Below are 13,839 nucleotides of genomic sequence, written 5' to 3' on the forward strand. Positions count from 1 at the left end.
AGATGTGTATAAGAGACAGGGTCAGGGCCGCCAGGTGCCGGTCGTAGAACCCGGTGTCCAGGCGCGCCGCCGCGAAGTCCGGGTGGCGCAGCGACCGTACGAGCAGGTCGCGGTTGGTGACCGGGCCGTGGATCCGGGCCCGCTCCAGCGCGCGGGCCAGCAGCCGGACGGCCCCGGCGCGGGTCGGGGCGTGGGCGATCACCTTGGCGAGCATCGGGTCGTAGTGCACGCCGATGGTGTCGCCGCCGGTGTACCCGGTGTCCAGGCGCAGGCCCGGCGCGTCCGGCACGTCCAGTGCGAGGAGTGCTCCGGTCTGCGGCTGCCAGTCGCGTGCGGGGTCCTCGGCGTAGAGCCGGGCCTCGACCGCGTGGCCCGACGGCGACGGGGGTGTCGGCCCCAGTGGCTCGCCCTCCGCCACGCGCAGTTGCAGGGCGACCAGGTCGAGCCCGAACACGGCTTCGGTCACCGGGTGTTCGACCTGGAGGCGGGTGTTCATCTCCAGGAAGTAGGGGCGTCCCTCGGCGGAGACCAGGAACTCCACGGTCCCCGCGCCCCGGTAGCCGACGGCACGGGCCGCCGCCACCGCCGCATCGTGGAGCCGGGTGCGCAGGGCGTCGTCCAGGCCGGGGGCGGGGGCCTCCTCGATGACCTTCTGGTGGCGGCGCTGCAGCGAGCAGTCCCGAGTGCCGAGCGCCCACACGGTGTCGTGCTCGTCGGCCATCACCTGGACCTCGACGTGCCGGCCGCGCTCCACGTACGGCTCGGCGAAGACCTCGCCGTCCCCGAAGGCGGACGCCGCCTCGGCAGCAGCGGCCTGCAACTCACCCGGCAGCGCGTCGAGTTCGCGGACGATCCGCATCCCCCGGCCGCCGCCGCCCGCCGCCGCCTTCAGCAGCAGCGGCAGCTCGTCCTCCCCGGCCGTCACCGGGTCCACGGGAGCCAGCAGGGGGACACCGGCCCCGGCCATCAGCTCCTTGGCCCGGGTCTTGGACGCCATCAGCTCGATGGCCTTCACCGGCGGGCCCACCCACACCAGGCCCGCGTCCCCCACGGCGGCGGCGAAGGAGGCGTTCTCGGAGAGGAAGCCGTACCCGGGGTGCACGGCGTCCGCCCCGGCGGCCAGCGCGGCGGCCACGACGAGGTCGCCGCGCAGATAGGTGTCGGCGGGGGCCGCGCCCGGCAGGCGTACGGCGAGGTCCGCCTCCCGTACGTGCAGGGCGTCGGCGTCCGCGTCGGAGTACACGGCGACGGTGGTGATGCCCAGGTCGCGGCAGGTGCGGAAGATCCGGCAGGCGATCTCGCCCCGGTTGGCGACGAGCAGGGTATGGATCACGTCACTCCTCATGGGCGGGTCACATCCGGAAGACGCCGAAGCCGCCGCGGGCGCCCTCGACCGGTGCGGTGTGGATCGCGGACAGGCACATACCGAGGACGGTCCGGGTGTCGCGCGGGTCGATGACCCCGTCGTCGTACAGCCGCCCGGAGAGGAACATCGGCAGCGACTCCGCCTCGATCTGCTGCTCCACCATCGCCCGCAGCCCGGCGTCGGCCTCGTCGTCGTAGGGCTGCCCCTTGGCGGCGGCGGAGGCGCGGGCGACGATGGACAGGACCCCGGCGAGCTGCTGCGGGCCCATGACGGCGGACTTGCTGCCCGGCCAGGCGAAGAGGAAGCGCGGATCGTAGGCGCGGCCGCACATGCCGTAGTGGCCGGCCCCGTAGGACGCCCCCATCAGGACCGACAGATGCGGAACCTTCGAGTTGGCGACCGCGTTGATCATCATCGCGCCGTGCTTGATGATGCCGCCCTGCTCGTACTCCTTGCCGACCATGTAGCCGGTGGTGTTGTGGAGGAAGAGCAGCGGGATGTCGCGCTGGTTCGCCAACTGGATGAACTGGGCGGCCTTCTGGGACTCCTCGCTGAACAGCACGCCCTGCGCGTTGGCGAGGATCCCGACCGGATAGCCGTGCAGCCGCGCCCAGCCGGTGACCAGGCTCGTCCCGTAGAGCGGCTTGAACGCGTCAAAGTCCGAGCCGTCGACCAGCCGGGCGATGACCTCACGCGGGTCGAAGGGCGCCTTCAGGTCGCCCGGCACGATGCCGAGCAGCTCGTCCTCGTCGTACTTCGGCGGCTCGGCGGGTCCCGGGTCGGCGTGCGCCTTGCGCCAGTTGAGCCGGGCGACGATGCGCCGGGCCTGGCGGATCGCATCGTGCTCGTCGAGGGCGAAGTGGTCGGCGAGCCCGGAGGTGCGGGCGTGCATCTCGGCGCCGCCGAGGGACTCGTCGTCGCTTTCCTCGCCGGTCGCCATCTTCACCAGGGGTGGTCCGCCGAGGAAGACCTTGGACCGGTCCTTGATCATCACGGTGTGGTCGGACATGCCGGGGACGTACGCGCCTCCGGCCGTGGAGTTGCCGAACACGACGGCGACGGTGGGGATCCCGGCGGCGGAGAGCCGGGTGATGTCGCGGAAGAGGGCCCCGCCGGGGATGAAGATCTCCTTCTGGGACGGCAGGTCTGCCCCGCCCGACTCCACCAGGCTGACGCAGGGCAGCCGGTTGGCGAAGGCGATCTCATTGGCGCGCAGGGCCTTCTTCAGCGTCCACGGGTTCGAGGCCCCGCCGCGCACGGTCGGGTCGTTGGCGGTGATGAGGCACTCGACGCCCTCCACCACCCCGATCCCGGTGACGAGCGAGGCCCCGACCGCGTAGTCGCTGCCCCAGGCGGCCAGCGGCGACAGCTCAAGGAACGGGGTGTCGGGGTCGACGAGCAGCTCGATCCGCTCCCGCGCCGGGAGCTTGCCGCGCTTCCGGTGCCGGGCGACGTACTTCTCGCCGCCGCCCGCGAGCGCCTTGGCGTGCTCGGTCTCCAGCTCGGCGAGCTTCGCCACCATGGCGGCCCGATGCGCGGCGTACTCGGGGCCGTTGGTGTCGAGCGCGGTGGGCAGGACGGTCATGCGGTCACCTCCGGGAGGGGGACGCCTTCCAGCAGCGGGACGGGGACGGGAAGCGACCGGGACCGCAGCCACTCCCCCAGCGCCTTGGCCTGCGGGTCGAACCGTGCCTGGGCGGCGACGCCCTCGCCCAGGAGGCCGTGGACGGTGAAGTTCAGGGCGCGGAGGTTGGGCAGGACATGGCGCACGACGGTCAAGGCGGCGGTCTCCGGCAGGAGTTCCTTCAGGCGCTCGACGGTCAGCTCGTGCGCCAGCCACCGCCAGGCGTCGTCGTCGCGCACCCAGACGCCCACGTTGGCGTCGCCGCCCTTGTCGCCGCTGCGGGCGCCCGCGATCAGACCGAGAGGTGCGCGCCGGGTGGGGACGCCGGCGGGATACGGCCCGGGGAGCGGAGGCTCGCCGAGGCCGGTCAGCTCCCGGGTGCGGGCGGGCGGTTCCAGCACCTCTCTGCGGCCGTCCGGCAGTACGGCGGTGTGCGCGACGTCCGTCGCCGGTACGGCCCTGGCCTCGAACACCCCGTAGGGCGCGCCCTTTCCGGGCGGGGCGGTGACGTGGAAGCCCGGGTAGCTGCCGAGCGCCAGCTCCACGGCGGCCCCGGAGACGGCCCGGCCGACCGCGTCGGCGTCCTTGTCGCGGACGACGAGCCGCAGCAGGGCACTGGCCCGCTCCTCCGTGGCGGCGTCGGCGTGGTCGGTCCGGGCCAGCTCCCAGCGCACCTCGGCCGGCGGGCGTACGCCGGACCGCTCCAGGGCGTCGGCGAACTGGTCCTTCACCAGCGCCGCCTTGGCCTCGATGTCCAGGCCGGTGAGGACGAGGACGACCTCGTTGCGCCAGCCGCCGAGCCGGGTGAGCCCGGCCTTGAGGGTGGGCGGCGGGGCCTCGCCGCGTACGCCGTCGATACGGACCCGGTCCGGGCCGTCCGGGGTCAGCTTCACGGTGTCCAGGCGGGCGGTGACGTCGGGGCCCGCGTACCGGGCCGCGCCGGTCTCGTACAGGAGCTGGGCGGTGACGGTGCCGACGTCGACGAACCCGCCCGTGCCGTCGTGCTTGGTGATGACCGAGGAGCCGTCGGCGTGGATCTCGGCGAGCGGGAAGCCGGGGCGGCGGAGGCGGTGGGCGTCGTGCTCGCCGAAGAACGCGTAGTTCCCGCCGGTCGCCTGCGTACCGCACTCCAGGACATGCCCGGCGACCACTGCCCCCGCGAGCGCGTCCAGGTCGTCCGGGCCCCAGCCGAAGTGGGCGGCGGCGGGTCCGGTGACCAGGGCCGCGTCGGTGACCCGGCCGGTGACGACGACCTCGGCCCCGGCCCGCAGACAGGCGGCGATCCCGGAGCCGCCGAGGTAGGCGTTGGCGGTGAGGAACCCGTCCGGGACGGGCAGGCTGTCGCCCTCGACGTGGGCGACGGTGACGGGCACGCCGACCTTCTCCGCCAACTGCCGTACCGAGTCGGCCAGTCCGGCCGGGTTGAGGCCGCCCGCGTTGGCGACGATCTTCACCCCGCGCTCAACGGCGAGGCCGAGCCCTTCCTCCAGCTGGCGCAGGAAGGTGGTGGCGTAGCCCTTGTCCGGGTCCTTGAGGCGGCTCCGGCCGAGGATGAGCATGGTCAGCTCGGCGAGGTAGTCGCCGGTGACGACGTCGAGGGGGCCGCCGGTGAGCATCTCGCGCAGCGCGTCGAAGCGGTCGCCGTAGAAGCCGGAGGCGTTGCCGATCCGGAGGGGCGCGGGGCCGGGGACGGCGCTCACCGGTGGCCGTCCTGTCCGGCACGCTCCGCGCGGGGCGTGCGGCCCGGTCCGGGAGGCCCCGCGAAGGCCTGGGCGATGCCGAGCCACTGGTCGGCGTCGCGTCCCTCGGCGGTGACCGCGAGGTCGGACCGGTGGGCGCGCTGGGTGACCAGGAGGCAGAAGTCGAGGAGCGGCCCCGTGATCCGCTGGGCGGCTCCCTCCGGCCCGTACGCGATCATCTCGCCCTCCGGGGTGTGGAGTTCGACGCGGAACTCCTCCTCGGGCGCGGTGATCCCGCGCACCCCGTAGGCATAGTCCCGGGCCCGGACGCCGATCCGCGCCACATGCCGGAGCCGGGCGGTGGGGGCCCGGGTGACCCCGAGGGCGTCGGCGATGTCCTGGCCGTGCGCCCAGGTCTCCATGAGCCGGGCGGTCGCCATGGACGCGATGCTCATCGGCGGCCCGTACCAGGGGATCCGGGTGCCCGCCGGGGCGTCCCTCAGGACCGCGTCGAGCCGCCGCCGCCCCTCCCGCCACCGGGCGAGCAGAGCGTCCGGGTCATGGGCGGCGACCAGGGCGTCGGCCGCCTCGTCGACGAAGGCCTCGGGCGCGGCCAGGGCCTTGACCACCTCGTCCCCGAACCGGTCCGGCTCGGTGGCCGCCAGCAGCGCGACCTCGTCGGTCCAGCTGAGGTGGGCGATCTGGTGGGCCACCGTCCACCGCTCGGCCGGGGTCGGCCCGCGCCAGCCGGGCTCGTCCAACACCCCAACCAGGGCGTCGAGTTCGTCGCTCTCTTCGCGCAGATCGTCGATCACGGCTACGACAGCGGACACGTGCGCTCCCCTCGGGACCGGGTGTGGTGCCCAGGAGCATGGCAGCGGGCCGGGAAACAATCAAGCACGCTTGCATGATTTTCCTGCCGGTCGCCCGCCCCACCCGTCACCCGCCCGCGCCCCCGCCGGCACCTCGGCCGCCCGTGCGACCGGTGAGGCGCACGCGCTGAGCCCGTCCGGCGCGCGACCCCCTACCGGGTAATACCGGGCGCCCCGGCCGCGTCCAGGGCCGGGGCGAGGAACGTGAAGGCCCGGTCGGTGAGCGCGGCGGGGTCCTCGGCTCCGTCGCTGTCGCTCCAGCGCCGCAGCACGGTGTCGAACGCCGCGAGCGCGGCCCCGGCGGCGAGGCGCGGGGAGAGCTCCCGCTCCGGGTCGAGCCCGAGGCGGCGGGCCACCTCCACGGCGAGGTCGTCGCGCCACTGGGCCTGGTGCTCCAGGAAACGGGCGCGCAGGGCGGGCGTGCACAGGATCAGCTGGACGACCCGGAGGGCCCGGCCGGAGTGCTCGGCGCCGTCGGCGCAGGCCGCCATGGCGATCCAGACCGCGTGGCGCAGCGCCTCGGAGGGCGGCTCGGCCGCGGGGCGGGCGGCCAGCTCGGCACGCATGCCCGTGCCCATGTCGGCCAGGAACTGGACCACCACGTCCTCCTTGGACGCGAAGTACCGGAAGAACGTCCGCTTGGACACTCCGGCAGCGGCGGCGATCGCGTCGACCGTGACCGCGTCGAACCCTTCCCGCGCCATCAACTGGAGCGCCGATTCGGTCAGTTCGTCCGTGACGAGCTGACGTTTGCGCTGGGCCATGGTCACTGCGGGGCGGGTGCTCACGCCCTCATCGTAGCGCCATGCCACTTTTGGCGCTCAGTATCTTCTTGACACCGAGTGACACGCACGACAACGTATGCCACATGACGACACAGGACGGGAAGCAGGACGCGACACACGACGGGACACAGCGCGCGACACGGGACGGGACGCGGAAACCGCGCTGGACCGCCGAGCAGATTCCCGACCAGACGGGCCGGGTGTCCGTGGTCACCGGGGCCAACAGTGGCCTCGGCCTGGCGACCGCGCGGGCCCTCGCCCACCGGGGCGGGCACGTGGTCCTCGCCGTGCGTGACGAGGGGAAGGGGCGCCGGGCCGTCGCCGCCATCACCGCCGGCCGGCCGGGGGCCTCGCTGGAGGTGCGCCGCCTGGACCTGGCCGACCTCGACTCCGTACGGGCGTTCTCCGACGCCCTGCACACCGACCACGCGCGGCTGGACACACTCGTCAACAACGCCGGGGTGATGGCACCGCCCCGCACGGCCAGCGCGCAGGGGCACGAGCTGCAGTTCGCCTGCAACCACCTCGCCCACTTCGCGCTCACCGGGCTACTGCTCGACCTGCTGGCGACCGGAGGACGGGACCCGCGCGTCGTCACGGTGACCTCCGTCAACCACCGCAAGGCGCACCTGCGCTTCGACGACCTGAACGGCGAACGCGGCTACGGGCCGATGGCCTTCTACGACCGGTCGAAGCTCGCCAACGCCGTCTTCGGGCATGAACTGCACCGGCGGCTGACCGCGTCCGGCAGCCCGGTCCGGAGCCTGCTGGCACACCCGGGCTACACGGCCACCAACCTGCAGACGAGCGGACCGACCGGCCTGGTGAAGCTGCTGTTCGGCCGCGTCCTGCGACCCCTCGCCCAGCACCCCGGCGCGGGCGCGCTCCCGCAGCTGTACGCGGCGACCGCCCCGGACGCGCGGGGCGGCGACCTCATCGGCCCGGACGGCCCCGGGGAGCTGCGCGGCGGGCCGACCCGGGTGCCCCTCGCCCCGGCGGCCGTGGACGCCCCGACCGGACGGCGGCTGTGGGAGGTGTCGGAGCGGCTGACGGATGTCCGCTTCCCCTTCCCGGCCCCCGAGTGACGGGGTCCTGGACTTCCCAGGCAGTCCCCGAGCCCGCGGCACCACCCTGCCCTACGTAGGGCAGGGTGGTAAACTCGACAGCATGATAAAGACGACCGTGTACCTTCCGGAAGAACTGGAAGTGCGACTGGATGCCGAGTCCTCCGCGACCGGCGTCAGCAAGGCCGAGCTCATCCGGCGGAGCATCGCCTTGCTGCTGGACGGCGCGGAGCGGCCGAAGCGCACCCGGGAACTGCCCGTCTTCGACAGCGGACGCTCCCGCACGGCCGACGAGATGGACGACTCGGTGTACGAGCACATCAAAGAACGGACCGCACGTCGTTGATCATCGTCGCCGACACCTCAGCCCTCTACGCCGCTTTCGACGCCGCACAGGCAGAGCACTCGAAGGCGGCCAGGATCCTGGAGAACGAGAGGCTCGCCATCTCCCCCCTGGTGGTCACCGAGCTGGACCACCTGGTCCATCGCGACCTGGGATTCCCGGCGGCCATGCAGGTGATGGAGGCGCTGAACAGCCGTATGGATGACGGGCAGTACCGCCTCGCCGAACTCAGGCTCGCGGACCTGCGCGCCGCCCAGGAAGTCCGGCAGAAGTACGAAGCGCTGCGGCTCGACCTGGCCGACGCGGTCGGCGTGGTCCTCGCCGACCGGTACCGGACGGACCGCATCTTCACCTTGGACCAGCGGGACTTCCGGGCCATGTCACCACTGACTCCCGGGCTGAACGCCTTCCGGATCCTGCCCGCCGACGACTGAGGGCCGAGCTGCGTCGCCCGGCGACGGCTGAGGGCCGAGCCGCGTCGCCCGGCGACGACTGAGGGCCCGCCCGCGTCATCCGCCCTCGTCATCCGGCCGCGTCACCTCGCCCGCGGCTCACCCCTCGCGGCGCGGGCCCCTCCGGCTGCGCACCGCGCCGACGCTGGCCCCGATGACCAGGGCGATGGCGAGGGCGTCCGTGGTGGAGAGGGCCTGGTCCAGGATCAGGAAGCCCGCGCCGGCCGCGATGGCCGGTTCCAGGCTCATCATCACGGCGAACGTGGACGCGGGCAGCCGGCGCAGCGCCATCAGCTCCAGGGTGTACGGGAGGACCGAGCTGAGGAGGGCCACCGCCGCGCCGAGCGCCACGGTGGACGGGACCGTGAGTTTCGCACCGGACTCGATGATGCCCAGCGGCAGCGAGAGGACCGCGGCGACCCCCATCGCCAGCGCCAGCCCGTCCGCCTGCGGGAAGCGGCGGCCCGTCCGGGCGCTGAACACGATGTACGCCGCCCACATCGCCCCGGCCCCCAGCGCGTACGCGGCGCCGACCGGGTCGAGGCGGTCGAAGCCGCCGCCGCCCAGCAGGACGACACCGGCGAGGGCGAGGCCCGCCCACACGAGGTTGATCAGGCGGCGGGAGGCGAACACCGAGAGGGCGAGCGGGCCGAGCACCTCCAGGGTGACGGCGATGCCGAGCGGGATCCGGTCCAGCGCCTGGTAGAAGAGCGTGTTCATGCCGCCCATCGCGACACCGAAGGCGAGCACCGTGCCCCAGTCGGCACGCGAGTGGCCGCGCAGCTTCGGCCGGCAGATCACCAGCAGGATCAGCGCGGCGGCCGCCAGCCGCAGGGTGACGACGCCCAGCGCACCCGCCTTCGGCATCAGGAGCGCCGCGACGGCCGAGCCGAACTGGACGGACAGACCACCGGCGACCACCAGCACGATCGGCGTCAGCGCCGCCCGGCGGTCGGCCCCCGCCCGCGCGGCGGGCGCGCCCGTGCCCCCCTGGGCGTCCGCCCCGGCACCTTCGAGTGCCGTCACCGCTTCGGGTACGGCGACGGCTGCGACGGCCGGTTCGGCGGCGCTGCGCTGGTCGTTCACGGGAGGACCTTCCGGGGGAACAGGGACGAGACAGATCAGTACACTGTAATGGACTGGGCAGTGCGGAAAGCCGCACTGCCCCCGGGGAACACCGACGACTGGCTCAGCACGATCGCCGCCGGCCTCGGCAGCGGGGTGTCCACCGTGCCGACCGCGCGCCGGGCCCTACGCGTCGCCCCCCGGCCCCTCGGCGACGGTCGTCGCGTCGACCTCCTCGATGGCCTCCGCGACGACCTCCGCGAGGTGCCGGGCCCGCCGCCCGGCCAGCTGGTCGAGCTGCGTACGACAGGAGAAGCCGTCCGCGAGGAGTTCCGTCCCGGGTTCCGCTTCCCGTACGGCGGGGAGCAGCCGCTCCTCCGCGCAGGCGACGGACACCTCCCAGTGGCCCTTCTCGAAGCCGAAGTTCCCGGCGAGCCCGCAGCAGCCGCCGCTGAGTTCGCCGGTGAGGCCCATCCGTTCACGCAGCCGGCGTTCCGCCCCGTCGCCGAGGACCGCGTGCTGGTGGCAGTGCGTCTGGCCGACGACCGGGCGGTCCGGGCGGGGCGGGGTCCAGTCGGGGGCGTACTCCTCCAGGTACTGGGCGAACGTCCGCACGGAAGCGGCCAGTTCGGCGGCGCGCGGGTCATCCGGGAGGAGTTCGGGCAGGTCGGTGCGGAGGGTCGCGGCGCAGCTCGGTTCGAGGACCACGAGCGGCCGGCCCGGCGGGAGGTGGAGCAGGTCCAGGGTGGTGCGCATCACGCGGCGGGCCGCGTCGAGCTGGCCCGTCGACACGTACGTGAGGCCGCAGCACGCCCCGCGCGGGTGCGGCAGCACCGTACGCCCCGTCGCCTCCTCCAGGACCCGGACCGCCGCCCGGCCCACCTGCGGGGACAGGTGCTCGGTGAAGGTGTCCGCCCAGAGCGCCACCACCCGGTCCGACGCGAGGGTCCGCGTCCCCTTCCCCTGGCGGCGGAGCAGCCACCGGCTGTACGTCTCCGTCGCGAGCACCGGGATCGTGCGCTCGGGCGCGATCCCGGCCAGCCGTTTCGCGAGCGCGGCGAGGGGGCGCAGCCGGGCCAGCGCGTTCAGCGGCCGGGCGAAGGGGGCGGCCAGGCGCAGCCACCGGGGGAGGCGGCCCATCGCGTAGTGGGCGGCGGGGCGGAGCCGGCCCCGGTAGTGGTGGTGCAGGAACTCCGCCTTGTACGTCGCCATGTCGACGCCCACCGGGCAGTCGCTCCGGCAGCCCTTGCAGGAGAGGCACAGGTCGAGCGCGTCCCGGACCTCCTCGCTGCGCCAGCCGTCCGTGATGACCTCGCCCGCGAGCATCTCGTGCAGCAGCCGGGCCCGGCCCCGGGTCGAGTGGGCCTCCTCGCCGGTCGCCCGGAAGGACGGGCACATGACGCCCGCGCCGCTCGTCTCCGTCGTACGGCACTTGGCGACGCCGACGCAGCGGCGGACCGCGCCCGTGAAGTCCCCGCCGTCCTGCGGATAGCCGAACTCCACGTCCACCGGGCGTTTCGGGAGGACGGCGAAGCGGAGGTTCTCGTCGAGGCGGTCCGGGCGGACCAGCATGCCCGGGTTCAGGCCGCCGTCCGGGTCCCACAGGTCCTTGTACCGGCCGAAGAGGGCGACGAGTCCGTCCCCGTACATCCGGGGCAGCAGTTCCGCGCGCGCCTGGCCGTCGCCGTGCTCGCCGCTGAGGGAGCCGCCGTGCGCGACGACGAGTTCGGCCGTCTCCTCGGAGAAGCGGCGGAAGCGGGCCACCCCGTCCGCGCCGATCAGGTCGAAGTCGATACGGACGTGGACGCAGCCGTCGCCGAAGTGGCCGTACGGGGTGCCGCGCAGGCCGTGTTCGGCGAGGAGGGCCCGGAAGTCGCGGAGGTACGCGCCGAGCCGGGCGGGCGGCACCGCGCAGTCCTCCCACCCGGGCCAGGCCTCGCTGCCGTCGGGCATTCTGGTCGCGGTTCCGGCGGCGTCCTCGCGGATCCGCCACAGGGCCCGCTGCCCGGCCGGGTCCGTGACGACCGTCCCGTCGACCGCGTCGGCTCCCCGCAGGACGCGTTCGGCGTGTGCTCTCGCCTCGGCCGGGGTGTCGCCGCCGGTCTCGACGAACAGCCAGGCGGCCCCGCGCGGCAGCCCGGCGGACCCGGTGACGAGGTCGGCGGCCATGCCCTCGACGGTGAGCGGGCGGTACGGGAGGAGGCCCGGGGCGGCGTCGGCGGCGGCGGACTCGTCGGCGTAACCGAGGACGGCCAGGGCGCGGGCGCGCGGGGCCTCGACCAGGCGCACGGTGGCCTCGGTGACGACGCCGAGGGTGCCCTCGCTGCCGCAGAACGCCCGGACCGGGTCGGGGCCGCCGGGGTGTTCGGGGAGCAGGGCGTCGAGCGCGTACCCGGAGATGCGGCGCGGCAGTGCGGGGTAGCCGGTGCGCAGGAGGGCGAGGTGGGCGGCGACGAGTGCGCCGGTGCCCTCGGGGCCCTCGCCGCCCCCCTGTTCCAGGTGCAGCGTCTCGCCCCCGTAGCGGACCACCGACAGCTTCCGCACGTTGTCCGCCGTCGTGCCCCAGGCCACCGAGTGCGCGCCGCAGGAGTTGTTGCCGATCATCCCGCCGAGGGTGCAGCGGCTGTGGGTGGAGGGGTCGGGGCCGAAGGTCAGGCCGTGGGGTGCGGCGGCGGCCCGCAGGTCGTCCAGGATCACGCCGGGCTGGACGACGGCGGTGCGGGCGGCGGGGTCCAGGGCGAGGATCGCGCGCAGATGACGGGTGAGGTCGAGGACGAGTCCGGTGCCGGTGGCCTGTCCGGCGATGGACGTGCCGCCGCCGCGCGCCACCACCGGCACCCCGTGCTCCCGGCAGACGGCCAGGGCGGCGGCGATGTCGTCGGCGTCGCGCGGGGCGAGCACACCGAGCGGGACGCGGCGGTAGTTGGAGGCGTCCATCGTCGTCAGCGCCCGTGCGGCGGCCCCGAAGTCGCTCGCGCCGCGTACGGCGGAGCGGAGGGCGGCGACGAAAGCCGGAGGAGCCGCCGGGGAGGTCGTCAGGGAAGTCGCTGGGGAAGTTGTCGGGGAAGTTGTCGGGGAAGTCGCCGAAGGAGTGTCGGTATGCGGTCGATGCTGTTCGGCCATGGTCTCAGCATGCCGTCGGGGCAGGTGAACTCTTGGGATGCGGACGGATCAAAGCACGTAAGCAGTACAAAAAAGCCCACAAGATCTTCCCAAACAGACCGTCAAGTCTCCTATAGTGACCAAGACTTGCGCAGGAATTGGCAGCTCCAGTTGTGCATGATCGCCCATAACCGTGCCGAACTGTCCTGAATTCGACTAGTCGATTTCACCCGGTTCGCACCACTTGAATCACCTCGTACCGCCCCGCACCGCCTCATACCGTCCCGCACCGTCCGCCACCGAGGACTCCGATTGCGCCCCTCACACCGGCCCACCGCACTCGCCCTGCTGATCTCGGCAGCCGCCACCGGCACGCTGACCCTGTGGGGCGTCGCCGCCGCCCCCGACGCGGCACGGACCCCGCTGGCCTGGGGCGCGGGCGCAGCCGCCGTGCTGCTGAGCGTCTGCGTGGCCGTCACCGTCCACACCCTGGGGACCGCGCGGACCCTGCGCGCCCTGCGGGCCGCCGACGCCCAGCGGTTCACCGCCGAGACCTCGCGCCTGGTCTCCGCCTCCGCCGTCGAGGCCCAGCGCTTCACCGCGGAGACCGCCCGGATCAAGGGCGCCGCCGCCGCCGAGACCGCCCGGGTCGCCGCCGACGCCCGCGCCGAGAACGAGCGGATCGCCGCGGCCGCCGCCGCCGAGCAGGCCCGCCTGTCCGTCTCCGTCGACCGGCTGACCGCCCGCGCCACCCGCGCCGAGACCGAGCGCTCCGCAGCCGTCGCCGCCTGCGCCAACGCGGCGGGGCGGATGCAGGCCCTGGCCACCAGCATGCTGGCCGACCTCCGCGAGATGGAGCACCGGCACTCCGACGAGTCCGTGCTCGGGGACCTGCTCCACCTGGACCACCGCACCGCCCAGGCGGGCCGCCTCGCCGACTCCATCGCCGTGCTGACCGGGGCCCGCTCCGGCCGGCGCTGGGCGAAGCCGATCGTCATGGAGTCGATCCTGCGCGGCGCGATGGGCCGGATCGGCAGCTACCAGCGGGTCCGCCTGCACTCCACCAGCGATGTCGCCATCGCCGGTCACGCGGCCGAGGGCATCATGCACGCGCTTGCCGAACTCCTCGACAACGCTGCCAACTTCTCGCCGCCCACCGCCGAGGTCCACGTGTACGTGGAGGAGGTCCCGGCGGGCATCGTCATCACCGTCGAGGACAGCGGGCTCGTCATGAGCGAGGTGCAGCTGCGCCGCGCCGAGAAGGCCGTCTCCGCGGAGAACCAGGACCTCACCAACCTCTCCGGCACCCGCCTCGGTCTCGCCGTCGTCGGCCGGCTGGCCCGCAAGCACGGTCTGACCGTCTCCTTCCGGCCGTCCGCCCGGGGCGGCACCGGCGCGCTGATGATGCTCCCCCAGGACCTCATCTCCCGCTCGACCGCGCCGACGCCGACGGCCCCGGCCGCCGCCCCGGCCACCCTCACCGCCCC

11 protein-coding genes are annotated in these 13,839 nt (G+C 74.0%); 4 read left to right on the top strand and 7 right to left on the bottom strand.

Features of this window, described 5'->3' with window-relative positions:
* The 5 genes from CR470_RS27685 to CR470_RS27705 form a co-directional block, all read right to left on the bottom strand.
* Positions 1-1,345 (bottom strand): acetyl-CoA carboxylase biotin carboxylase subunit (locus tag CR470_RS27685; protein WP_107489506.1); only part of this gene is annotated, 1,345 nt, incomplete at its 3' end.
* Between the two features lie 7 nt (positions 1,346-1,352).
* On the bottom strand, positions 1,353-2,951 hold the full coding sequence (locus CR470_RS27690) for an acyl-CoA carboxylase subunit beta (RefSeq protein WP_097870240.1): 1,599 nt from the start codon (positions 2,949-2,951) through the stop codon (positions 1,353-1,355).
* Positions 2,948-4,690, bottom strand: coding sequence for an acyclic terpene utilization AtuA family protein (locus CR470_RS27695; RefSeq protein WP_097870241.1), 1,743 nt, complete (start codon positions 4,688-4,690; stop codon positions 2,948-2,950). The genes CR470_RS27690 and CR470_RS27695 overlap by 4 nt, the downstream gene beginning before the upstream one ends.
* Positions 4,687-5,502, bottom strand: coding sequence for a TIGR03084 family metal-binding protein (locus CR470_RS27700; RefSeq protein WP_097870242.1), 816 nt, complete (start codon positions 5,500-5,502; stop codon positions 4,687-4,689). The genes CR470_RS27695 and CR470_RS27700 overlap by 4 nt, the downstream gene beginning before the upstream one ends.
* Positions 5,503-5,693: 191 nt before the next feature.
* Positions 5,694-6,305, bottom strand: coding sequence for an acyl-CoA-like ligand-binding transcription factor (locus CR470_RS27705; RefSeq protein WP_097870243.1), 612 nt, complete (start codon positions 6,303-6,305; stop codon positions 5,694-5,696).
* 104 nt (positions 6,306-6,409) lie between these two features.
* On the opposite strand from CR470_RS27705, the gene CR470_RS27710 reads away from it, so the two are divergent.
* The 3 genes from CR470_RS27710 (at position 6,410) to CR470_RS27720 (ending at position 8,167) form a co-directional block, all read left to right on the top strand.
* Positions 6,410-7,411 (top strand): oxidoreductase, encoded by a 1,002-nt coding sequence (locus CR470_RS27710; RefSeq protein WP_257138935.1) that lies wholly within the window; start codon positions 6,410-6,412, stop codon positions 7,409-7,411.
* A gap of 82 nt (positions 7,412-7,493) precedes the next feature.
* On the top strand, positions 7,494-7,736 hold the full coding sequence (locus tag CR470_RS27715) for a CopG family transcriptional regulator (RefSeq protein WP_097870245.1): 243 nt from the start codon (positions 7,494-7,496) through the stop codon (positions 7,734-7,736).
* Positions 7,733-8,167, top strand: a complete 435-nt coding sequence (locus tag CR470_RS27720; protein WP_097870246.1) for a type II toxin-antitoxin system VapC family toxin — start codon at positions 7,733-7,735, stop codon at positions 8,165-8,167. Before CR470_RS27715 ends, CR470_RS27720 begins: the two co-directional genes overlap by 4 nt.
* 117 nt (positions 8,168-8,284) lie before the next feature.
* On the opposite strand, the gene CR470_RS27725 is transcribed toward CR470_RS27720, so the two are convergent.
* A complete protein-coding gene (locus CR470_RS27725; RefSeq protein WP_097870247.1) occupies positions 8,285-9,271 on the bottom strand; it encodes an EamA family transporter in 987 nt (328 codons plus the stop codon).
* Between the two features lie 165 nt (positions 9,272-9,436).
* The gene (locus tag CR470_RS27730; RefSeq protein WP_257138936.1) at positions 9,437-12,187 is read right to left on the bottom strand and encodes an FAD-binding and (Fe-S)-binding domain-containing protein; all 2,751 of its coding nucleotides are present in this window, start codon (positions 12,185-12,187) and stop codon (positions 9,437-9,439) included.
* Between the two features lie 477 nt (positions 12,188-12,664).
* Here CR470_RS27730 and CR470_RS27735 point away from each other — a divergent pair.
* Positions 12,665-13,839 (top strand): sensor histidine kinase (locus CR470_RS27735; RefSeq protein WP_097870248.1); only part of this gene is annotated, 1,175 nt, incomplete at its 3' end.

It is taken from the genome of Streptomyces sp. rh34 (genome assembly GCF_002551245.1).
GTDB lineage: Bacteria > Actinomycetota > Actinomycetes > Streptomycetales > Streptomycetaceae > Streptomyces.